Here is a 22,053-nt window from a genome sequence, read left to right as displayed (position 1 = left end):
TCCCCTCCCGGCGCCTCGCCTGCCTCCTGCCCGGCCCACATTGCACATGCAAAGTGGCCGGGCTTTTTCTTGTCCACTTTTCAGCGGTGGCGATCCATACCGCGCTTATATTGGTCGAAAATGGATTCCAGGCCCTTCTGATATTGGTCATTGGCCTGTTTACCAGTATCGAACATTTGGCCGAGTATGTCTTTCAGCGGATTATCCGAAGGAGCGGAAGGCGCCGTTCTTTGCTGAGCCTGTGGCTGTGGTGATTGTGGTGCTGGACGCTGCTGCGCGCCGCCACCGAATATTTCTCCGAAAATCTGGCCGAGAGGATTATCGCCAAACGGATTTTGCCCCTGAGCGGTCTCTTGGGGTGCATCGTCCTGAGGTATGCCGCGTGGTGTCGGAGCCTGTGATCCCGCGCCGCCTGCACCTTTCATCATTTCTTCGAATATCTTCCCAAGCGGGTTGTCGCCGAAGGGGTTTTGCCCCGGAGCGGTGTCTCGACGTGCATCATCCTCGGGGACACTGCCACGTGGGGTCGGAGCCTGCTGCGTCGCGCCGCCAGCACCCTTCATCATCTCCTCGAAAATCTTGCCTAGCGGGTTGTTGCCCAAGGGGTTGCTCTGGCCTTGCGGCTGTTGCTGGCCGGCAGCACCTCCACCGAGCATGCTTTCCAATATTTGCCCCCAAGGATTAGCGCCTGCTCCAGGTGCGCTTTGCTGAGTAGCGGGTGTTTGACCGCCGCCCTGGCGCATCATCTGCTCGATCAGATCACCGATGACATTACCACCACCAAGCCCAGCGGCAGCAAATTGCCCGGTCGACTTGTTGTACAGACCGCCCATCATCATCGAGGCGATAACTGGCAGCATCTGTTTCAATGTGTCCGCACCGACGCCCGAGACAGCCGAAGCATGATCGGCCACGGCCCGCGACAGGTCTTTCGATCCGAAGAGCTGGTCGAGAACGTTCTTGCCGTTGGCTATGCCCGAGGGATTGAAAGCTGCTTGCGGATTGTCAAAGTAATTGACCCGCTGCCCGGCCGACAGCGCTTGAACGAAGCCACCAAAGCCCATGGGATCGGCGGCATTTCTTTGCAGGCCCTGGGAAAATGCGGGCATCAATGCCTCCAGGGCGGCAACCGTCTGCTGCTGGGAGAGATTGAACTGGTTGGAAAGGGCATCGACCGCTTGTCCGCCCTGTGCCTTCACAAACATGTCTACGAGATTCATGTCGCCGATCCTCCTCCGGGCTGATGCGCGAAGGAAGATTAGCGCCGTAGTCGCACGGACTTCAATGCTTTTGTATGGCTAAAAGTAATTCGCCAGATTCTTGCGAATGCGCTGTAACGGATCAACCGCCGGGTCACCTGCCTCGAATTTCCGGTTAGTGATCTTCTCATAGGCCTGAATGTAGACCTTGGTCGTCGCGTCGATCACGTCTTCCGGTATCTCCGGAATGTCATCCTTGTAGGGATCGCAACGTTCTACGACCCAGTTACGCACGAAATCCTTGTCGAAACTGACCGGCCGCTTGCCGGGGGCATAGCTGTCAGCGAACCAGTAGCGGCTCGAATCCGGTGTATGGATTTCATCGGCCAGCACGATGTTGCCCTCGTCGTCGGTACCGAATTCGTACTTCGTATCCGCGAGAATGAGACCGCGGCTTGCTGCGATTTCCTGACCCCTTGCGAAAAGCTTCAGCGCGTAGCCCGTAATGGTTTCCCATTGCTCCTTGGTGAGAAGTTTCTGGCTCAGAATATCCTCAGCGGTCAGCGGTTCGTCGTGGCCGCCATCGAAAGCCTTTGAGGTCGGCGTGATAATCGGTGCCGGCAGCTTTTCATTATCCTGCATGCCATCGGGCAGGGTGAAGCCGTACATCTCGCGCTTGCCTGTCTTGTAAAGCGTCAGGATCGATGTTCCGGTCGTTCCGGCGAGATAGCCTCGCACGACAATTTCAACCGGCAGGATGGTCAGCTTCCGGCAAACCAGCACATTTGGATCTGGATACTCGATGACGTGATTGGGGCAGATATCCTGTGTCTGTTCGAACTGGAAACGCGCTGTCTGTGTCAGCACCTGGCCTTTCAGTGGTATGGACGCAAGAATGCGGTCAAACGCGCTGATGCGGTCGGTGGCGATGATAATACGCCTTCCATCCGGCAGATCGTAATTTTCGCGGACCTTGCCTTTGTAATAATTCGGCAATTCGGGAATATAGGCTTCGGACAGCGCTTTGTATTTCGGCATGGTTCGGAAATCCGCATGAAATGATGTGACTCCCGCATAACACATATGGCGCGCAACGGGAGTCCTAATTGTCGGGCTTGCAGGCGTTTAGCGTCCGCCGGTGACGTCGAGGATGGCCCCCGTCACATAGGAGGCTGCATCGCTCAAAAGCCACACGATGGATTCGCCGACTTCATCGGCTGTTCCGGCTCGACCAAGCGGTGCTGTAACGCCAAGACGTTGCGCCCGGTCAGGTTGGCCACCACTAGCATGGATGTCCGTTTCGATCAGTCCCGGCCGGACGGCGTTGACGCGAATACCCTCGGGTCCGACTTCCTTGGACAAGCCGATCGCCAGCGTATCCATGGCACCTTTCGAGCCGGCATAGTCGACATATTCGTTCGGGCCGCCGAGCCGTGCCGCCGCAGAGGACAGTAGAACGATCGAGCCGCCATTGCCGCCACGCGAGCGGGCGAGATGGCGTACGCCCTCGCGTGCACAGAGATAGGCGCCAAGCACGTTCACATCGAAGATGCGGCGCATACGTTCGATGTCCATATCCATCAGGCGCGAGCCTGGAGCAACAATACCGGCGTTGACCACGACGCCGTCGAGTTGGCCCAGTTCCGCAGCTTGTTCGAATACGGATATGACGTCCGCTTCGACAGCAACATCGCCTTGAATGGCTTTTGCCTTACCGCCCGCCGAGATAATGGCCTTCACGACCTCATCGGCTGCTGATTTGTTGCCGACATAATTGACGCCGACCGACCAGCCACGTTGTCCAGCCAGGATCGCTGCAGAGCGGCCGATACCACGGCTCGCTCCGGTAATCAGGATTGTTTTGCTCAAGAAGTGATTCTCCGCTTAACTCAATAAGCGTATTCTACGAAAGCCGGTTCGACCGAACCACCCCAAATCGTATTGAATTGCGAGAGCATTTCCTCGGCGGACGTCGTTCCACGCGCAATCACTTCCTCGATGGGCGCAAGATAGACGGTCTCATCATACCCTTCGCTATTGAGCATGGCTCGGTTCTTGAGTCCCATGCGCGCGATCTCCACTACCTCGCGCGCAATTTCGAGCGCCGAACGGTTGCGTAGCGTCGCGCGCAGGCCTTTTACCGGAACCTCGTCACGCAGATATCGAACCTCCGGATAGGTCCAGTGGCGCGTAAGCGCTTCAGCAGCATTCAGGGCTTCGGAGTCGTAGAGCAGGCCTACCCAAAACGCGGAGAGGGCGCAGATGCGCCGCATCGGACCAACATCCGCGCCGCGCATCTCGATGAAGCGCTTGAGGCGCACTTCCGGGAACGTCGTTGTCAAGTGATTGGCCCAGTCACCCATGGTCGGCGTTCCTCCTGGAATGGTATCCTTGAGCGCGCCGTTCATGAACTGCCTGAAGGTCACGTGCGTGCAATCGATATAGTGCCGGTCGCGTATGACGAAATACATTGGGACGTCGAGCGCCCATTCGACATAGTCGGCGAAGCCGTAATCATCGCTGAAAATGAACGGTAAAATGCCTGTCCGGCAGTTGTCGGTATCGCGCCAGATATCCGAGCGCCACGACAGGAAGCCGTTAGGCTTGCCTTCGGTGAACGGGGACATGGCAAAGAGCGCCGTCGCGATGGGTTGCAGCTTCATCCCGACCTGCATCTTGCGGCGCATGTCGGTTTCGGACGAAAAGTCCAGATTCACCTGTACCGTGCAGGTGCGATACATCATGTTCAGGCCATCTTTACCGACCTTCGGCATATAATTCGTCATGATTTTCGCGCGTGATTTCGGCATGCGCGGCGTTTCATCATAGCTCCATTTAGGGCTGCCGCCGACGCCAAGGAAACGAATTCCCAGCGGTTCGGCGATTTCCTGCACTTGCGCCACATGGGAACCGGTCTCGCCGCAAGTTTCATGGAGTGACTTGACCGGCGCGCCGGAGAGCTCGAATTGGCCACCCGGTTCAAGAGATATGGCAATCGGACCCGCCGGTTTATGCACGCCGTTCATCGGTTCGACAAGGCCGATGATATACCCCTCGTCCATTATCGGATCCCAGCCAAGCTTTGATTTCATGCCCTCAAGAATAGCGCGAATACCGCGCGGACCATCATAGGGTACGGGGCTGTTGTCGTTGGTGTAAAACGGGATCTTCTCGTGCTCGGTACCAATACGCCAATCGGACGGCGGTTTGCTACCTTGCGCAATGTAGTCTGCCAGTTCTTCTATATTGAAAATGGGACTTTCGTCTACTGTATCGCGCGACATGGACAAGCTCCCCAATATTATGAGATCGCTGCGCGCGAACCGCTTTTAAAAATGAGCGCAAGCAAAATTTTACCCGCGCTCATTTAATGCGCAAATTTCCTTGATTACGCGGCAAAACGACTTCAATTATAAAACATATCTACGTGTAAAGTATTACACATTATTTAGATTTCGTCCAGTAGCGTACAAATTATTACACGACGGCATCAATATGCCATTGGCAGATTCATGTATACACAACAATTTACGTGAAATATCAACACTATGTAATCGCGTCTAGTATCGATCAATATGCGTACTCGAGGAATGCAGGCTCGACTGAGCTACCCCACGCTGTATTGTATTGCGACAGCATCTGTTCAGCCGAAGTCGTGCCACGTGCAACAACTTCCTCCAGCGACGAGAGATAATGCGTCTCGTCGAATCCTTCACTATTGAGCTTTGCACGGTTCTTCAAGCCGAGGCGTGAAATCGCCAGCACGTCGCGCGATATTTCATGGACGGAGCGGTTGCGCAGCGTAGCCTGCAGCCCTTTTGCCGGAACCTCGTCGCGCAGAGTTTGGACTTCCGGATAGGTCCAGTCGCGGGTCATGGCTTCAGCGGCATCCAATGCCTCTGAGTCATAGAGCAGGCCCACCCAGAATGCTGGAAGCGCGCAAATGCGCCGCCAGGGTCCCCCGTCAGCCCCACGCATTTCGAGGAAGCGCTTCAGCCGCACTTCCGGAAACAGCGTCGATAAATGATTTGTCCAGTCGCCCATATTCGGCGTGCCTTCCGGGATGGAATCCTTCAGCGCGCCATGCATGAATTGCCGGAACGTCACATGGGTACAATCGTGATAGCGGCCATGGCGCATGACGAAATACATCGGCACGTCGAGCGCCCATTCGACATAGTCGGCAAAGCCGAAATTCTCATTGAAGATGAACGGCAAGACGCCCGAACGGTTGTTATCCGTATCGCGCCATATGTTTGAACGCCATGACAACAGACCGTTCGGCTTACCTTCGGTAAAGGGTGACATGGCGAAGAGCGCCGTCGCGATGGATTGCAACTTCACTGAAACCTGCATCTTGCGCCGCATATCGGTTTCGGACAAGAAGTCGAGATTCACCTGGATCGTGCAGGTGCGATACATCATGTTCAGTCCGTCCTTGCCGACTTTCGGCATGTAGTTGGACATGATGTTGTAGCGTGACTTCGGCATGCGCGGCGTTTCAGCGAGCGTCCATTTTGGGCTGCCGCCGAGACCAAGAAAACGGATACCAAGCGGTTCAGCGATTTCGCGCACCTGTGCCAGATGCGCATTGGATTCGCGGCAGGTCTGGTGAATAGTGAGAAGCGGTGCGCCCGAAAGTTCGAACTGTCCGCCCGGTTCAAGCGAGATCGCACCCTGACCGGTCGGCTCGACAAGGCCGATAATATTGCCTTCGTCGATGATCGGTTCCCAGCCGAGCTTCGACTTCATGCCTTCAAGAATAGCGCGGATTCCACGCGGGCCATCATAGGGAACCGGGCTATTGTCTTCGGTGTAAAACGGGAACTTCTCATGCTCGGTGCCGATACGCCAGTCGGACTCCGGCCTCGATCCTTGCGCAAGATAGGTGGCCAGTTCTTCGGTACCGGAGATCGGTGTTTCGTCTGTCGTGTCGCGCGCCATGGATGGTGCTTTCCGAGATGATGAGATTGTCGCGCGTGATTGACCGTTTTCGCGGATGAGCGCAAGCAAATTTCGCTTATGGTCTCATCAAGAGTATTTGTAACTCACCAATCGCCGATCGTCGCCTGAATCAATGCGAGGGCCGCAACGGCGGCCGTATCCGCCCGCAGGATACGCGGGCCAAGTGGAATCGCGGTGACAAAGGGCTGCTTACGCAAGGTTTCGCGTTCCTGGTCGGAAAAGCCGCCTTCCGGCCCGATGATCACGCCAAGCGGGCCACGCGGGAGCGATTGCAGCTGCGGCAGGGGATTGTGCGTCTCATGCCCCTCATCGCAGAAAATGAGCCGGCGCTGATCGTCCCAGCCCTCAATCAGCTTTTCGAGCTTTACAGGCTCACGCGTCTGCGGGATTGCCAGCACGCCGCATTGCTCGGCGGCCTCGATCGCATTGGCCTCAATTCGCTCCGTCCCGACACGAGAGACCTGAGTATGCTGGGTTATGACCGGCTGTAGGACGCCTGCGCCCATCTCCACCGCCTTCTGGACCAGATAGTCGAGCCGGCCCTGTTTCAACGGTGCGAAGCAATAGAGGAGATCGGGCGCGGCGGGCTGTTGGCGAGTCTGTTCCAGCGGCTCAAGGAACAGCTTTTTCTTGCTTTCAAACCGCAATGCCGCACGCCATTCGCCATCACGCCCGTTGAACACGAGGATTTCATCGCCCTCCTTCATCCGCAGCACATTGGCGAGATAATTGATGGCTTCGGGGCCCGTCTCGGCGCGCGTTCCTGCGGCTAGGCCGGCGGTGATGTAGAGCCGCTGCATTTTGTAATTCGCACGCATTGGATACCCGGAAGTTGGATTTAACTGAGTGGCGGCAGGCGGCGTTTGACCGGCGAGGACTTGACAATAGAAGTGTTTGTCTCGGCCCTTTCCGCCAGACGGTCGAGTATCATGTCGAGTTGTTCCATCGTCCGGAATTGTAATTTACCAATGAAGCAATCGTCACCTGTGACCTTGTCGCATTCGGTGATTTCCGGCGTTTCCTGTATCAGCTTTTCGACGATGTGCAGCATGCCGGGTAATGGCCTGACGCGCACGATCGCCGTGAGGCTGTAGCCGAGAGCGACAGGATCGATGTCGATCGTAAAAGAGCGAATCACTTTTTTCTCTTCGAGGCGGCGCAACCGCTCGGAAACGCTGGGCGAAGACAGGCCCACCTGATTGCTAAGTTCCTTTAGCGATATACGCGCATCATCAACGAGAATTTCGATGATCGTTCGGTCAAGTTCATCAAGCATGGCGTCCTCCGAAGGCTGCTATTTTGATTTGCCTGCAATAATAAGGTAAAATTCAGATTTGGCCTTTGGTGACGTATATCAAATTCCCTGCTCCCCGCATACCCTTAGCCGGATCAACAAAAGGTGTATCGACATGGAAAAAGATGTGTTGAGGGGCAGTGTCGAAATGACCGCCGCCATGATCATTTCGGGAACAATCGGCTGGTTCGTGTTGATGTCAGGCCAACCGGTTCTGTCGGTTGTGTTCTGGCGCTGCGCCATTGGTGCAATGACGTTGCTCGCTGTCTGCGGGGCGCTCGGTCTGCTGCGACGTGATGCCATTTCGCTGAAACTCTTCGGGCTTGCCGTCATTGGCGGTATCGCAATCGTGTTGAACTGGGTTCTGCTCTTCGCCGCTTATTCACGTGCCTCCATCGCCATCGCCACCACGGTCTATAACGTCCAGCCATTCATGCTGGTTGGTCTGGGCGCGTTGATTTTCAAGGAAAAACTCACCGCGACAAAGCTCTTCTGGCTGGGTTTCGCCTTCGCCGGAATGCTGCTGATCGTGCAAGCCAAGCCCGGCGGCGCCTATAATGGCTCGGACTATATGACAGGTATTGCCCTGTCCCTCGGTGCAGCCTTTCTTTATGCGATCGCATCAATCGTTGCAAAGCGCCTGAAAGGTACGCCGCCGCATCTCATCGCGCTCATTCAAGTCTGTGTCGGTATTGTCATGCTTGCGCCGCTTGCCGATTTTTCCGCGTTGCCGCAAAGCACGGGAGAATGGAGCAGTCTCGTAACGATCGGCGTGGTCCATACCGGTCTGATGTATATCCTGCTCTATAGCGCCATTCAGAAGTTGCCGACACACATTACGGGCTCGCTCTCCTTCATCTATCCGATTGCTGCGATCCTGGTGGACTACATCGCCTTCGGACACGCGCTGCAGCCGAGCCAACTGATCGGATCCGCTGCTATTCTGATCGCCGCGGCGGGCACGAGCCTCGGCTGGACAATCCGCAGGTCAGTTCCTGCGAGCGTCAAGGCTTGATGCACAAGCGAACGAGCGGGTCATAGCCCGCTCTCAGTGCCTGGAGCGTAGAAGGTGGTGTGAGGAGCATGATGTCCTGTGCAGGCGTATCTGATAGAGCATAGCCCTCCCACGACCAAAGATATGTCACGCCCTCTTTGACAACATAGGTGCCTTCACCACTGGCAATCATCGCCCCATTCGGTAAATCTTTTACTTGACCTTCGATGGGATGCAGTCTTTTACCGCCCTTTGCATCTAGCCGCTCCCTGTGCAGGACCGCGTCCATGGCAGGAGCAGGCTGGATAAAAGTTTCATTGCCGTCAGCCCAAGCCGCTTGAAAGGCCTTCGCCCGTTGCCGCTGGCAATAGAAACACGGACGGTGGCCTGCTGCGAGCGCTGTCGCTTCATCAAAAAAGAACAGTTCGGTCCAGCTTCGGCGGGCCATAACATCGCGCCGCACGCCTTTATATTCGCAGACGCAAATTATCCAGGCTCTGGTCGTCCAGCGCCTTTTCAGCAAAGTGCGGGTCGCCGGATCGTGGATGATCCCACGATTCCCCATCAACGCACCACGATATGGCACAGCGACAACGTCACCGAAAGGTGTGACACGGTTTTGCAGGGTCATTTGATGGCTTCCGACTCTCGGGGGCGCATGCTATCCGAGAATCCCCATTATTGCGATCATCAGGCAGGCTGCATGCGCGTTCTCGTCGTTCAGAACTATCAGGATACAGGTCTCGGGCAGGTCGGCCGCGCATTGGAAGAAGCAGACGCTACAATCGATCTGCGTCAGCCCTATCTTGGTGAAATCCTGCCGGACGATGATTCGGATCATGATGCGCTCGTCGTGCTCGGCGGCGACCAGAATGCCCTTGCCGACGACACCTATCCCTATCTTCCTGGACTGGCGCGGCTGATCAAACGCTTCGGCGATGCCGACAAGGCCGTCCTAGGCATTTGCCTCGGCAGTCAACTCGTCGCGCGCGGCTATGGTGCGGAGAATATTCTCGGCCGTCCGACTGAATTCGGATGGCATGAGGTGACCGGAACACCCGAGGCGATATCCGACCCGATCCTGTCTGCCGTTTCGCATCAGTTCCCGATCTTTCACTGGCACAGCGATACTTTCTCGCTGCCTGAGGGGGGTGTGCATCTCGCGTCCAGCGCCATGACCAGAAACCAGGCATTTCGTATCGGCCGTGCGGTCTACGGAATCCAGTTTCACTTCGAAGCCGATACCCGCCTTGTGGATGAGTGGACGCGCGTCTTCCACGATCAGATTGTGAATAATCATGCGGCATGGCTGGCCAATTACCGGACACATGTCGAGCGCAATGGAGCCGCCGCAGATGCGGCTGGACTGGCCCTCGCTCGCGCTTGGGTCGCGCTGATTTAGGCGACCATTCACGATTTCGTTGCAACTCTGCAACAGCCTAATTCTGAATCAAATTGGATGTCGGGATTCGTGGGGAGCGTGTCTTCGATTCACTAGTTGGTAATTGTTGTGTCCTTTATTGGCCACGCTGGTCAACTGGCATGAAGCCAGACCAATAGAAACCGATGGAAACGCCCGAAATGACCACCAAGAGTGCTGCCCTTTTGACTGCCGTGATGCTCTCAGCCATCCTCTTCATGGGCGCAGGTCTGTTCTCGGTCGATGCCGGTGGCCATACGGTTTCCAGCGACGGCTACGGCGTTAGTACTTCTTTCCGCTGATAGCCGGTTTCACACCGCTTCCAGGAAAAACTTTTTCTCGGCGTCGATCGCGATCGCACTGAGACGACCGCTGAAAACGGCGCCAGTATCCAGATTGATCCGGTTTGGCCTGATCTCCACGTCGGTGACCGGTGTATGGCCGTGGATGATGACTTTTGGATAGAGCCGTGGCTCGTCAAGGAATTGTTGCCTGATCCAGATGAGATCGTCCGGGTCCTGGTTATCGAGGTCGATGCCCGGCCGGATACCGGCGTGGCAGAAGAAAAAATCGCCAAAAACCATTGACCGCTTCAGGCCGCGAAGAAATTCCACATGCTCCGGTGGAACTGCGCGGAGCAGAGCATATCGCCCTGCGATGGTAGATCGCAGATCATTGAAATCGATCGAAACGCCATAGGAAAGTGCGGTCTGACGGCCGCCATTGTATGCGAAGACTCCATTGGGCGCGCCCGTAGCGAGAAATTCGAGGAAGCCGATATCGTGATTTCCTGCGATAGCCAGCATTCGGTGCGTCTTCTTCTGTGCGCTGACCAAAAGATCAAGCACACCTTTTGAATCAGGACCACGATCGACGTAGTCGCCGAGATGAATAATCACCCAGTCAAAAGGCGGTGATTTCTCGTTCTCCGCCTGAATGAGCCGATGCATTTCCTGCAAAAGATCGAGCCGGCCGTGCACATCGCCAATGGCATAGACACGCAGCCTGTCGGGTCCCCGGGCATGTTTGAAATCAACTGTTTTCATTGTGCAATTATCTTTCAATAAGCGTGCCAGTTATGCGATACCTCTTTGAAACACTGTTGCAAACCGCTTGAACGGATAATGTCATACCGCTAGAAGTTGGAATAGCAGAGTTAGGGAGTTTCCATGTCCGGACTGCTGATGCCGAAAGCCGACGACGCGACCATGTCCCGCCGTTTGGACATCGTTGCGGCGCTGCAGGCAATCGTTCCGGGCGAGGGTGTCGTGGATGCCACCAATGCGATGCGGGTATTTGAATCGGATGCTCTGACCGCCTATCGCCAACTGCCGCTGGTGGTCGTCCTGCCGCAAACAGTGGCGCAGGTTTCGCGCGTCCTCAAATATTGCCACGAGAACAATGTGAAGGTCGTGCCGCGTGGTTCCGGAACGTCCCTGTCGGGAGGCGCTTTGCCGCTCGAAGACGCGGTACTGCTGGTCATGTCGCGCTTCAATCAGATTTTGGAAATCGACTATCCGAATCGCGTTGCCGTCGTGCAACCGGGTGTGACTAATCTCGGCATCACCAATGCGGTGCAACATGAGGGCTTCTACTATGCGCCCGACCCGTCTTCGCAGATTGCCTGCTCGATCGGCGGCAATGTCGCGGAAAATTCCGGCGGCGTGCACTGTCTGAAATACGGGCTCACCGCAAACAACGTCCTTGGTCTTGAAATGGTGCTGATCACCGGCGAAGTGATCCGGCTCGGCGGCAAGCACCTCGATTCGGAAGGTTATGATCTTCTTGGCCTGATGACCGGCTCGGAGGGATTGCTTGGCGTCGTCACTGAAGTCACTGTGCGCATCTTGCAAAAACCGACGACAGCACGCGCGCTGATGGTAGGCTTTCCAACAAGCGAGGAAGCCGGCCAATGCGTCGCCGACATCATCGCAGCCGGCATCATTCCGGGCGGGATGGAGATGATGGACCGCCCGGCGATACATGCGGCCGAGGATTTCGTCCATGCGGGCTATCCGCTTGATGTGGAGGCGTTGCTGATTATCGAGCTGGACGGCCCGGTGGTCGAGGTTGATCACCTCATCAGCATGGTGGAAACCATCGCTCGCCAAAACGGCGCGACGACTTGCGTGATCTCGCAAAGCGAAGAGGAACGCATGACGTTCTGGGCCGGCCGCAAGGCGGCCTTCCCCGCGGTCGGACGCATCTCACCGGACTATCTCTGCATGGATGGCACGATTCCGCGCAAAGAACTGCCGAAAGTGCTGGCGGGCATGCGCGAACTATCGGAAAAATATGGCCTTCGCGTCGCCAATGTCTTTCATGCTGGCGATGGTAATTTGCATCCGCTCATTCTCTACGATGCGAATATCCCGGAAGAACTGCACAAGGCCGAAGATTTCGGCGCTGATATCCTGCGGCTCTGTGTCAAGGTTGGCGGCGTGTTGACGGGCGAGCATGGCGTTGGTGTGGAAAAGCGTGAACTGATGCCGGAAATGTTCAACGAAATCGATCTCAACCAGCAGATCAGGGTCAAATGCGCCTTTGATGACAAGCACCTGCTCAATCCGGGAAAAGTGTTTCCGCAGTTGCATCGATGCGCCGAGCTTGGCCGCATGCATGTGCATCGCGGACAGGTGCCATTCCCCGATATTCCGAGATTCTGAGTGTGACAACATTTACTCCGAAGACCGAAAACGAAATCGTTGAGGCGGTTCAGTGGGCACTTGCCGAAAAGGCGCCGGTCGAGGTCGTCGGCTATGGCTCCAAGCGTAGTCTCGGTCGTCCACCGCAGACGGAACACACAATCGCACTGTCGGATTATGCTGGTGTGACGCTCTACGAGCCGGATGAACTGGTCCTCAGCGCCAAGGCTGGAACATCCGTTGCCGAACTCGAAACCTTGCTCGCCGAGAACGGCCAGGCGTTTCAGTTCGAGCCGATGGATTACGGGCCGCTTCTAGGACAAGTCTCGGGGCAGGGTAGCCTCGGCGGCCTGCTTGCCACCAATCTGTGCGGGCCGCGCCGCCTGAAATCGGGCTCTGCGCGCGATCATGTGCTCGGCGTCCGCGTCGTGTCGGGCCGAGGCGAACTGTTCAAATCCGGTGGCCGTGTTGTAAAAAATGTGACCGGGTATGATCTGTCGAAAGGCATGGCCAATTCGTGGGGTACGCTCGGGATTGCCACGGAAATCACCTTCAAGGTTCTGCCGGCGCCGGAAACCGAAACCACGCTCGTTGTGCGTGGGCTCGCCGATGATGAAGCGGCGCGGGCCATGGCGATTGCCATGGGTTCGAGCGGCGAAGTGGCTTCCGCTGCCCATCTACCGGCCAATGTATCCGGACGCGTCATCGACGGCGCGCTTAAGGGCGAAGCATCGACGTTGCTGCGCCTTGAAGGTTTTGCGCCCTCGGTTAACGACCGCGCTACCATGCTCAAAGGCCTGTTGGCGTCGGCTGGGACGATCGCCGACATCTCCAATGAAACATCGCGTAAACTGTGGCAGGAGGTCCGCGATGTCATCCCCTTTGCCGACGGTACCGACCGACCCGTTTGGCGCGTATCGATGGTGCCAATGGAAGCTTACAAACTCGTCGCTTCCCTGCGCATGGGCGCTGCTGTCGATGCCTATTACGACTGGCAAGGTGGGCTCGTGTGGTTGCGCATGGAAGGCGAGCCGGAAGCTGAGGCTGTACGTGCTCTCATCAAGAAATATGGTGGAGGTCATGCCACTCTCGTTCGCGCATCGACGAGTGTGCGCGCCGCAGTGCCGGTGTTCGAGCCGCAGGCTGCGCCATTGGCCGCGCTGTCGAAGCGGCTCAAGCAGCAATTCGATCCGAGCGGAATATTGAACCCGGGCCGCATGGTCGCAGGAGTATAGACGTGCAGACAAATTTCACTCCCGAGCAGTTGCTGGACCCCGGTGTCGCTGAATCGGAAAAGATCCTGCGCAAATGCGTGCATTGCGGTTTCTGCACCGCGACTTGCCCGACCTATGTCACGCTCGGCAACGAACTCGATAGCCCGCGCGGGCGTATCTACCTGATCAAGGACATGTTGGAAAACGGCCGTGCGGCAGACGAGCAAGTTGTCAAGCATATCGATCGCTGCCTGTCCTGTCTTGCCTGCATGACGACGTGTCCATCCGGCGTCAATTACATGCATCTGGTCGACAATGCCCGCGCCCACATCGAGAAGACCTACAAACGCCCGGTAATGAACCGGCTGACGCGGGCTTTACTGGCTTTCGTCCTGCCCTATCCCGGACGTTTCCGCTTTGCGCTCAAGGCTGCAAAGCTAGGCCGTCCTCTCGCGCCATTGTTCAGATCAATATCCGCGCTCAAGCCAATAGCCGCGATGCTTGAACTCGCACCCAAAACTGTCCCGGCGAAATCGCGCTTTGCCGAGCCTGGTTCGCATATGCCTCAGGCGGTGAAAAAGGGCAGGGTTGCGATTCTTACTGGCTGCGCCCAGCCGGTGCTGAGGCCTGGCATAAACGAAGCGACGATCCGGCTGTTGACCCGGCTAGGCATTGAAGTCGTGGTGCCGAAAGGCGAAGGTTGCTGCGGTTCGCTCGTGCACCACATGGGCCGTGAAGAAGCGGCGCTCGACGATGCCCGCCGCGATATCGATGTCTGGACCCGCGAGCTTGATGCCGGTGGCCTTGATGCCATCGTGATAACGGCGTCCGGTTGCGGCACGACGATCAAGGACTACGGCTACATGCTACGGATGGACCCAAACTACAAGGACAGGGCTGCACGTGTCTCTGACTTGGCCAAGGACATCACCGAATATCTGACGACACTGGACCTCCCTGCGCCGAAAGAGCCCGCGGGCCTTGTCGTTGCCTATCACTCCGCCTGCTCGATGCAGCACGGGCAGAGGATCACGCGCCAGCCCAAGGATTTGCTGAAGATCGCAGGCTTCGTCGTCAGGGATCCTGCCGAGGGGCACCTCTGCTGCGGATCGGCCGGGACCTACAACATCATGCAGGCGGAGATTGCCCGCACGTTGCGTGATCGCAAGGTGAAGAATATCGAGGCGACGGGCGCCAGCCTGATCGCCACGGGCAATATTGGGTGCATCACCCAGATCGCCAGCGGCTCCAAGCTCCCGATCGTTCACACGGTCGAATTGCTGGACTGGGCGTATGGCGGACCTCGGCCGGAAGGTGTGCCGGCGCCAAAATCATTTCTGCAAGCAGCAGAATAAAGAGGGCAGGGATTCAAGCGAACCCCTGCCCAGTTCCCGGCACCGCCCCCGGTGCCGGCCCCCAAGAACTACCTTACAATGACCTTGGTACCGACATTCACCCGCTCATAAAGCTCAGTGACATCTTCGTTGCGCATGCGGATGCAACCGCTTGAAACGGAATGACCAATGGTCCATGGCGCATTGGTGCCGTGGATGCGGTAAAGCGTCGAGCCGAGATAGAGTGCGCGTGCGCCAAGCGGATTGGCGACGCCGCCCTCCATGTGCGCTGGTATAATACGACCCTTCAGCCGCTCGCGCTCGATCATCTGTGCAGGCGGATTCCAGTCGGGCCATTCAGCCTTGCGGCTGATCGCGTTGGTACCCGACCAGCCAAAGCCCTCTTTGCCGACGCCGACGCCGTAGCGCTGTGCTGTGCCACCGGCCTCGACCAGATACAGAAACCGCTGCGATGTATCGATAACGATCGTGCCCGGCTGTTCTGTCCCATCGTATGAAACTGTTTGCGGCAGAAATTTCGGATCCATGGCCCGCTTTTTTGGCCGGGCGTCGGCGGCTGGCTCTTCAGGACGTTGGAACGAAACTTCTCGAACGGCCGGATTTGCGTCGATATTTCTGCCAACTGCGCTACGATCGCGTTGCTTTACTGCGCGTGCTGGTGGATCACTAAAGACCACATAGCCGCGAGGATTGACCGGCGAGCCGATTGGCCTTTGGCGCAATTGCATTACCCAAGGCGCCGAAAGATCCGGGCTCATAACCACGGGTGGTCTTGTCGCGTAACGCTCGCTGGCCATCGCGCTGGGGACAAAGGCCACGACCAGGCAGGATGTCAGAAGCAGTAAGGCAGTTCTCATCTGTATTGTTCTCAACAAACACTGCTGACAGGATTTGTCAGTTTTCGGATTGAGTTTGCCTGTGCTCCGGTAGAAAAAAGTGAATCGCGATCAATAAAATGCGATTCTCGTAGGAAACTATTTGTTTTGGTTACCAGCTGGTTTTCAAAACTGGTTAACCTCCAGTGAAACATTTCGAAGGGTAGGCACGATGCATGATGATGTCCCAGTCAAGACTGGTCTGATGACAGGCGAGGATGGCGTCACCCGTTGCTTCTGGCCGGGTACTCTTCCAGAATATGTCCACTATCATGACCATGAGTGGGGTAGACCAGTCACCGATGAGACTCGTCTTTTCGAGAAGATCTGCCTCGAAGGATTCCAGTCGGGACTCTCGTGGCTGACCATATTGCGCAAGCGCGAGAATTTCCGCGAGGCGTTTGACGGTTTCGACTATCATCGCATTGCCCGCTATGGCGAAAAGGATGTGGAGCGGCTGCTTGCCAATGCCGGTATCATCCGCCATCGCGGCAAGATCAATTCTGCGATCAACAACGCCAAGCATGCGATCGAGCTTGTCAAAGAGACGGGGTCACTTGCAGCCTATTTCTGGACCTTCGAACCACCGGCAGACGAGCGCCCTGAGGTGGTCGACTATCCGACGCTTATTGCCAATCCCACCTCGCCTACATCGATCCGCTTATCCAAGGATCTGAAGAAGCGTGGCTGGAGCTTCGTCGGTCCGACGACGATGTATGCGCATATGCAGGCCATGGGCCTCGTCAACGATCATATCGAAGGCTGTAAATGCCGTCAGGAAATCGAAAAGCTGCGCAAGAGTTTCAAACGGCCCAAATAACGTTCGATCCTTGCCCTTGGGGGCTCGATAGTCTAGAGCAAACCCGCTTCGGCAATCGGCTTCATTTCAGGTATCGGATCAGCATCATGACTACGAAGGCAGATAGAGTTAAGGCGCGGCTGCCGCGCGGTTTCGTGGACCGTGTGCCGGATGATCTGCGCGCTGCCGAAAAGATGATGACGGAAATCCGCAAGGTATACGAGCTCTATGGTTTCGAGCCTGTAGAAACGCCGCTGATCGAATATACCGATGCGCTCGGTAAATTCCTACCGGATCAGGATCGCCCCAACGAAGGCGTGTTCTCGTTCCAGGACGATGACGAGCAGTGGCTGTCGCTGCGCTACGATCTGACTGCACCGCTGGCGCGTTACGTTGCCGAGAATTTCGAGAGCATTCCAAAACCCTATCGCAGCTATCGCGCCGGTTGGGTGTTTCGCAACGAAAAGCCGGGCCCGGGCCGCTTCCGCCAGTTCATGCAGTTCGACGCCGATACAGTCGCTGCCCCCTCCGTCTCGGCGGACGCCGAAATGTGCATGATGATGGCTGACGTCATGGAAGCCTTGGGCATCAAGCGCGGCGACTATGTCATCCGCGTTAACAATCGCAAGGTTCTCGACGGCGTACTTGATGCAATTGGCCTTAGCGGTGACGAGAACGCCGGCAAACGTTTGGTCGTGTTGCGCGCCATCGACAAGCTTGACAAATTCGGTCTCGATGGCGTGCGTGAATTGCTCGGCAAGGGCCGTCTCGATGAGAGCGGTGATTATACGAAGGGGGCAGGCCTTGATGAGGCTTCCATAACCAAGGTACTGGCTTTTACGTCAGCCGGCGGTGCAACTGGTGGCGAAACGATCGCCAGTCTTGAACGTGTTGTTACCGGCAATGACAAGGGTACCGAGGGTGTTATAGAACTCTCAACAATCGAGGCTCTTTGCTCGGCCGCGGGGTATCAAGGCCGCGTCAAGATCGATCCCTCCGTTGTACGTGGCCTGGAGTACTATACAGGGCCTGTATTCGAAGCAGAGCTGACCTTCGATGTCACGAACGAGAAGGGCGAAAAGGTTGTATTCGGCTCTGTCGGTGGCGGCGGTCGTTATGACGGCCTTGTCTCACGTTTCCGCGGCGAGCCCGTCCCCGCGACCGGCATCTCTATTGGTGTCTCGCGCCTGATGACGGCGTTGAAGAATCTCGGCAAGCTAGACGTGTCCGATAATATCGGGCCGGTCGTCGTGCTGGTCATGGACAGGGATACGGCCAGCCTTGGCCGCTACCAGAAAATGGTTTCGGACCTGCGCCAGGCAGGCATCCGTGCTGAAATGTATCTCGGCGGGTCCGGCATGAAGCCGCAAATGAAATATGCCGATCGTCGCGGTGCACCTTGCGTGATCATCCAGGGCTCGCAGGAACGCGACAATGGCGAAGTACAGATCAAGGATCTGATCGAAGGCGCGCGTCTTTCGGCGGAAATCGAGGACAATGTCACCTGGCGTGAAGGCCGTCCGGCGCAAATCACAGCCAAGGAAAGCGATCTCGTCGCCGAGGTGCGCAAGATACTCGAAGCGCAGGCCGAAGATCGCGCCAACGCGGCGAAGGTCGCGTAGTTTCCGATGGCCGCCTCTCGCGCCCCTGCCTTTTCCGGTGAGCTTGCCGCGCTGATCGCGGGGCGGGATGCAGAACTTGTCGATATTCCGGTCATTCAGCCGGCCGACCAGTTTCTGGACATGGCTGGTGAAGATCTGCGCCGCCGCATCTTCCTGACTGAGAATGAAAACGGCCAGAGCCTGTGCCTGAGACCAGAGTTCACCATCCCAGTCTGCCGCAATCATATCGAACGCAACGCTGCGACGCCAAAACGCTATGCCTATCTGGGCGAGGTGTTCCGCCAGCGCCGCGAAGGCGGCAACGAGTTCTTCCAGGCCGGTATCGAAGACCTGGGCGATGCCAATCGTGCTCGCGCCGATGCGCGTTCGCTCGCTGATGCGCTCGCCGCTATCCGCCTCGTCGCACCTAATGCGAAGCTTGAAACGCTGCTCGGCGACCAGGCGATATTCGAGGCGGTGTTGGCAGCACTCGGCCTGCCGCGCGGCTGGCAAAAGAAACTCGCGCGCGCCTTTGGCAATCCGGGCCAATTGAAGGGTTTGCTTGAAGACCTCTCCTCGGATCGGCAAAATGATACGCTGCCGGATCGCTTCGCAGTACTGGTGACGAAAGGTGACGAAGCCGGACTGGCTGCAGAGCTCGAACAGGATATGCAGATCGCCGGCATTTCCCCGGGTGCCGGACGCGCTCCAATCGAGATTGCGCGCCGGCTGATCGAAAAGACCACACTGGCTTCAGTGAGGCTACCTACCGGGGCCTTCTCCGCTCTGGAAAGCTTCCTTGCGATCCGCGTACCGCTTCAGTCCGCAGCTGGTCATTTGCTCAAATTCGCCCGCGCCAACGAGTTCGACCTTGGACCTGCGCTGGAGCAGTTCGAGGCGCGCGCCGCTTCGGTCGTCGAGGCAGGCATTGGACACGAAACCATAATTTACGATGCCGCTTTCGGCCGTCCGCTCGATTATTATACGGGCCTCGTCTATGAGACCCGCGCACTGAACAATGTTGATCTCGGCGCGATTGTTGGTGGCGGGCGCTATGACCGGCTGCTGACCATGCTGGGAGCCGTTGGCTCGATTCCAGGCGTCGGATTCTCGATCTGGCTCGACAGGCTGGAGCAGATCGCGGGAGAAACGCAATGACAATTACATTGGCGCTTCCATCCAAAGGTCGTCTCAAGGATCAAGCGCTTGAAGTGCTTGAAAGCGCCGGTCTGAGCGTGATCCTGCCCAATGACCAGCGCAACTACCGGGCGCAGGTCAAAGGCGAAAGCCAGATTGAAATCCTGTTTCTCTCCGCATCGGAGATCGCGCGTGAGCTTGGCTATGGCAGTGTTGATCTAGGGATAACGGGCGAGGATTTGATCCGCGAGACACTGTCGTCTGCCGACGAGCGCGTACAGATCGAGGCGCGGCTGGGCTTTGGCCACGCGGATGTTGTCGTTGCTGTGCCCGAGGTCTGGTACGACGTGTCGACCATGGCTGATCTTGACGACGTTGCCGCCGACTTCCGCCAGCGACACGGCCGCCGCTTGCGCATTGCCACCAAATATTGGCGTCTGACGCAGCAGTTCTTCTCGCAAATGCACGGCATTCAGGTCTATCGCATCGTAGAAAGTCTTGGCGCGACCGAGGGTGCCCCAGCCTCGGGCTCCGCAGATATCATCGTCGATATCACCACTACGGGATCAACCTTGCGCGCCAACCATCTCAAGGTTCTGGAAGACGGCGTGATACTGAAATCGGAAGCTTGCCTGGTTTCATCGCGCGGCACAGCCGAGACCAACGCAGTCGAAGAATTGTCGCGGCGTATCGAGGCTGCTTTGCTCAAAGGCTGATTTCTATCAACTCTCCGTGATTCCAGGCTGGTTTTGTAACCTTTCGCGCGGACCTTACGTATTTCCCTGCAGAAGACCGGTTATGAATCGGTATATTGGCACAGGGAGTTCAGCCATGATGACACGTCGAACGCTTTTTGGCGGTGCGATAGCAGGGCTTGGCGCATTCGTAGCAACCCGCTTTGCGAGCGCGCCCACCGCCCATGCAGCAGGCACTTTCGAAGTCGAGCATACGGATGCCGAATGGAGGAAGCTTCTAACGCCCGAGCAATACGATGTCTTGCGTCAGGAAGGCACAGAGCGTCCCTTCTCCAGCCCGCTCGATCACGAAAAACGCAAGGGCATTTTTTCCTGCGCTGGCTGCGACTTGCCACTCTTCGATTCAGACACGAAGTTCGACAGCGGTACCGGCTGGCCAAGTTTCTGGATGCCCTTGAAGGGTGCAGTCAACGAGACAACCGACAGCTCTTTCGGAATGTCACGCACGGCAGTCGCATGTCATCGTTGCGGTGGTCATCTTGGTCATGTCTTTGACGACGGGCCAAAGCCCACCGGTCTGCGTTATTGCATGAACGGCGTCGCACTGAAATTCAAACCCGTAGCCGCTTGAGCTTAAAGGATAGATTCCATGAAACTTCGTCAAATTCTGCTCGCCACGGCGATCCTGTTGGCCCCCGGTTATGCTCTTGCGGCCGAAGGCGTCACTATGGTCCCGCCGCCTGCTCTTGATCAAACAGCCGTGACCGGACCAGAAACCATCGTTCTCGCCGGAGGCTGCTTCTGGGGCGTTCAGGGCGTTTACCAGCACATGAAGGGCGTCACCAGCGCCGTCTCGGGTTATTCCGGAGGCAAGAAGGAGACGGCAAGCTATGAGATCGTCAGTGGCGGGGATACTGGCCATGCCGAATCGGTCGAAGTGACCTTTGATCCGAAGGCTGTCAGCCTCGGAAAAATCCTGCAGGTCTATTTCTCCGTTGTCCACAACCCGACAGAATTAAACCGTCAGGGCCCGGATTCAGGTACGCAATACCGCTCGGCGATCTTTACGACCAATGCCGATCAAGCGAAGATTGCCAACGCCTACATCGCCCAACTCGACAAGGTGAAAGCTTACTCAGATCCGATCGTTACCAAAGTCTCGTCGCTGGAGAAGTTTTATCCGGCCGAGGATTACCATCAGGATTATGCGACGATCCATCCGTCGCAGCCCTACATCGCCTATTATGATATTCCGAAGATCGAGAACCTGAGCAAGCTGTTTCCACAGGACTATCGCGACAAGCCGGTGCTGGTTAGCGAAGCCAAAGCTTCGAACTGAATCTCACTCGCAAAACAAATAAGGCCGCATCAAGCGGCCTTATTCTTGTTCATTTCAGGGTCGATCAGCCACGCTTGGCGTCGACCGAAAGTGCACCCGCACCGTGCTGGGCGAGAACGAAGAAACCACCGGCGATGGCGAGGTTCTTGAAGAAATTAATCTGGTTAGCCTGATCAAAAGGCACCAGATGCGCGACCAATGCGGTAGCAATCGTGAAAACGCCAAGCAAAATAGCTGCATACCGCGTCTGGAAACCGATAAGTATAGCCAGACCGCCCAGCAGTTCGATCAGGCCCACAATAACTGCTGTAACAGTTGGAACTGGGAGGCCTAATCCTGCGAAGTATCCTGCCGTGCCCCCGATAGCGGTCAGCTTGCTGAAGCCAGCGGGAATGAACAGGATCGAAAGCAGGATGCGGCTGATCAGCGTAACTAGTGCATTGTTTGACATAAGGAATCTCTCCGGGATTGGCGTTGAACCCCAATAGTTAAATCTGATTGTCAAGCAAAGCCACTATTTT

At 56.8% G+C, this 22,053-nt stretch carries 23 protein-coding genes; 12 read left to right on the top strand and 11 right to left on the bottom strand.

The features are described 5' to 3' along the window. Positions 1-80: 80 nt before the first annotated feature. From ACSQ3H_RS22435 to ACSQ3H_RS22405, 7 genes are all read right to left on the bottom strand, one after another. A complete protein-coding gene (locus tag ACSQ3H_RS22435) occupies positions 81-1,220 on the bottom strand; it encodes a DUF937 domain-containing protein (protein ID WP_436119081.1) in 1,140 nt (379 codons plus the stop codon). Positions 1,221-1,298: 78 nt separating this feature from the next. Then, positions 1,299-2,237 (bottom strand): phosphoribosylaminoimidazolesuccinocarboxamide synthase, encoded by a 939-nt coding sequence (locus ACSQ3H_RS22430; protein ID WP_436119080.1) that lies wholly within the window; start codon positions 2,235-2,237, stop codon positions 1,299-1,301. A gap of 87 nt (positions 2,238-2,324) precedes the next feature. Further along, a complete protein-coding gene (locus ACSQ3H_RS22425) occupies positions 2,325-3,068 on the bottom strand; it encodes an SDR family oxidoreductase (protein ID WP_436119079.1) in 744 nt (247 codons plus the stop codon). A gap of 20 nt (positions 3,069-3,088) precedes the next feature. After that, positions 3,089-4,483 (bottom strand): glutamate--cysteine ligase, encoded by a 1,395-nt coding sequence (locus ACSQ3H_RS22420; RefSeq protein ID WP_436119078.1) that lies wholly within the window; start codon positions 4,481-4,483, stop codon positions 3,089-3,091. Between the two features lie 286 nt (positions 4,484-4,769). Continuing rightward, positions 4,770-6,143 carry a glutamate--cysteine ligase gene (locus ACSQ3H_RS22415; protein ID WP_436119077.1) on the bottom strand — a complete coding sequence of 458 codons (1,374 nt, stop codon included), beginning with the start codon at positions 6,141-6,143 and terminating at the stop codon, positions 4,770-4,772. A 104-nt stretch (positions 6,144-6,247) separates the two neighbouring features. Continuing rightward, positions 6,248-6,982, bottom strand: a complete 735-nt coding sequence (locus ACSQ3H_RS22410) for a 16S rRNA (uracil(1498)-N(3))-methyltransferase (RefSeq protein WP_436119076.1) — start codon at positions 6,980-6,982, stop codon at positions 6,248-6,250. A gap of 20 nt (positions 6,983-7,002) precedes the next feature. Then, complete coding sequence (locus ACSQ3H_RS22405) at positions 7,003-7,440, bottom strand: Lrp/AsnC family transcriptional regulator (RefSeq protein ID WP_436119075.1); 438 nt, start codon at positions 7,438-7,440, stop codon at positions 7,003-7,005. Between the two features lie 133 nt (positions 7,441-7,573). Here ACSQ3H_RS22405 and ACSQ3H_RS22400 point away from each other — a divergent pair, with 133 nt between their 5' ends. Further along, positions 7,574-8,473: a DMT family transporter gene (locus ACSQ3H_RS22400; RefSeq protein ID WP_436119074.1), complete on the top strand. Its 900-nt coding sequence runs from the start codon at positions 7,574-7,576 to the stop codon at positions 8,471-8,473. On the opposite strand, the gene ACSQ3H_RS22395 is transcribed toward ACSQ3H_RS22400, so the two are convergent. Further along, positions 8,463-9,083 carry a hypothetical protein gene (locus ACSQ3H_RS22395; RefSeq protein WP_436119073.1) on the bottom strand — a complete coding sequence of 207 codons (621 nt, stop codon included), beginning with the start codon at positions 9,081-9,083 and terminating at the stop codon, positions 8,463-8,465. The genes ACSQ3H_RS22400 and ACSQ3H_RS22395 overlap by 11 nt on opposite strands. Before the next feature lie 72 nt (positions 9,084-9,155). Between ACSQ3H_RS22395 and ACSQ3H_RS22390 the strand changes: the two genes are divergently transcribed. Together ACSQ3H_RS22390 and ACSQ3H_RS22385 are read left to right on the top strand one after the other, a co-directional pair. Beyond that, on the top strand, positions 9,156-9,854 hold the full coding sequence (locus ACSQ3H_RS22390; RefSeq protein ID WP_436119539.1) for a type 1 glutamine amidotransferase: 699 nt from the start codon (positions 9,156-9,158) through the stop codon (positions 9,852-9,854). Positions 9,855-10,033: 179 nt separating this feature from the next. Further along, on the top strand, positions 10,034-10,174 hold the full coding sequence (locus tag ACSQ3H_RS22385) for a hypothetical protein (RefSeq protein WP_436119072.1): 141 nt from the start codon (positions 10,034-10,036) through the stop codon (positions 10,172-10,174). Positions 10,175-10,183: 9 nt separating this feature from the next. Here ACSQ3H_RS22385 and ACSQ3H_RS22380 read toward each other — a convergent pair whose 3' ends face one another. Next, positions 10,184-10,918, bottom strand: coding sequence for a metallophosphoesterase family protein (locus ACSQ3H_RS22380; protein WP_436119071.1), 735 nt, complete (start codon positions 10,916-10,918; stop codon positions 10,184-10,186). 123 nt (positions 10,919-11,041) lie between these two features. Between ACSQ3H_RS22380 and ACSQ3H_RS22375 the strand changes: the two genes are divergently transcribed. The 3 genes from ACSQ3H_RS22375 to glcF are packed head-to-tail and all read left to right on the top strand — an operon-like array spanning position 11,042 to position 15,086. After that, on the top strand, positions 11,042-12,538 hold the full coding sequence (locus tag ACSQ3H_RS22375) for an FAD-linked oxidase C-terminal domain-containing protein (protein WP_436119070.1): 1,497 nt from the start codon (positions 11,042-11,044) through the stop codon (positions 12,536-12,538). A 2-nt stretch (positions 12,539-12,540) separates the two neighbouring features. Further along, the gene (gene glcE / locus ACSQ3H_RS22370; RefSeq protein ID WP_436119069.1) at positions 12,541-13,752 is read left to right on the top strand and encodes a glycolate oxidase subunit GlcE; all 1,212 of its coding nucleotides are present in this window, start codon (positions 12,541-12,543) and stop codon (positions 13,750-13,752) included. A gap of 2 nt (positions 13,753-13,754) precedes the next feature. Further along, entirely contained in the window at positions 13,755-15,086 is a 1,332-nt protein-coding gene (glcF, locus tag ACSQ3H_RS22365; RefSeq protein WP_436119068.1) for a glycolate oxidase subunit GlcF, read from the top strand. Positions 15,087-15,154: 68 nt separating this feature from the next. Here glcF and ACSQ3H_RS22360 read toward each other — a convergent pair whose 3' ends face one another. Further along, complete coding sequence (locus ACSQ3H_RS22360) at positions 15,155-15,943, bottom strand: L,D-transpeptidase (protein ID WP_436119067.1); 789 nt, start codon at positions 15,941-15,943, stop codon at positions 15,155-15,157. A gap of 190 nt (positions 15,944-16,133) precedes the next feature. On the opposite strand from ACSQ3H_RS22360, the gene ACSQ3H_RS22355 reads away from it, so the two are divergent. From ACSQ3H_RS22355 to msrA, 6 genes are all read left to right on the top strand, one after another. Then, positions 16,134-16,781: a DNA-3-methyladenine glycosylase I gene (locus ACSQ3H_RS22355; protein WP_436119066.1), complete on the top strand. Its 648-nt coding sequence runs from the start codon at positions 16,134-16,136 to the stop codon at positions 16,779-16,781. A gap of 86 nt (positions 16,782-16,867) precedes the next feature. Continuing rightward, complete coding sequence (hisS, locus tag ACSQ3H_RS22350; protein WP_436119065.1) at positions 16,868-18,382, top strand: histidine--tRNA ligase; 1,515 nt, start codon at positions 16,868-16,870, stop codon at positions 18,380-18,382. A gap of 6 nt (positions 18,383-18,388) precedes the next feature. Beyond that, positions 18,389-19,519 (top strand): ATP phosphoribosyltransferase regulatory subunit, encoded by a 1,131-nt coding sequence (locus ACSQ3H_RS22345; RefSeq protein WP_436119064.1) that lies wholly within the window; start codon positions 18,389-18,391, stop codon positions 19,517-19,519. After that, a complete protein-coding gene (gene hisG, locus ACSQ3H_RS22340) occupies positions 19,516-20,214 on the top strand; it encodes an ATP phosphoribosyltransferase (protein ID WP_436119063.1) in 699 nt (232 codons plus the stop codon). The genes ACSQ3H_RS22345 and hisG overlap by 4 nt, the downstream gene beginning before the upstream one ends. Before the next feature lie 115 nt (positions 20,215-20,329). Beyond that, complete coding sequence (gene msrB / locus ACSQ3H_RS22335; protein WP_436119062.1) at positions 20,330-20,824, top strand: peptide-methionine (R)-S-oxide reductase MsrB; 495 nt, start codon at positions 20,330-20,332, stop codon at positions 20,822-20,824. An 18-nt stretch (positions 20,825-20,842) separates the two neighbouring features. Continuing rightward, positions 20,843-21,532, top strand: a complete 690-nt coding sequence (msrA, locus tag ACSQ3H_RS22330) for a peptide-methionine (S)-S-oxide reductase MsrA (protein WP_436119061.1) — start codon at positions 20,843-20,845, stop codon at positions 21,530-21,532. Positions 21,533-21,596: 64 nt separating this feature from the next. Here msrA and ACSQ3H_RS22325 read toward each other — a convergent pair whose 3' ends face one another. After that, positions 21,597-21,983: a DoxX family protein gene (locus ACSQ3H_RS22325; protein ID WP_436119060.1), complete on the bottom strand. Its 387-nt coding sequence runs from the start codon at positions 21,981-21,983 to the stop codon at positions 21,597-21,599. Positions 21,984-22,053: the final 70 nt, after the last annotated feature.

This window comes from Phyllobacterium sp. LjRoot231, assembly GCF_964253365.1.
Lineage (GTDB): Bacteria > Pseudomonadota > Alphaproteobacteria > Rhizobiales > Rhizobiaceae > Phyllobacterium.
The sequence above is the reverse complement of the archived record's forward strand: the minus strand, read 5'-3'. Positions and strand labels throughout refer to the sequence as shown.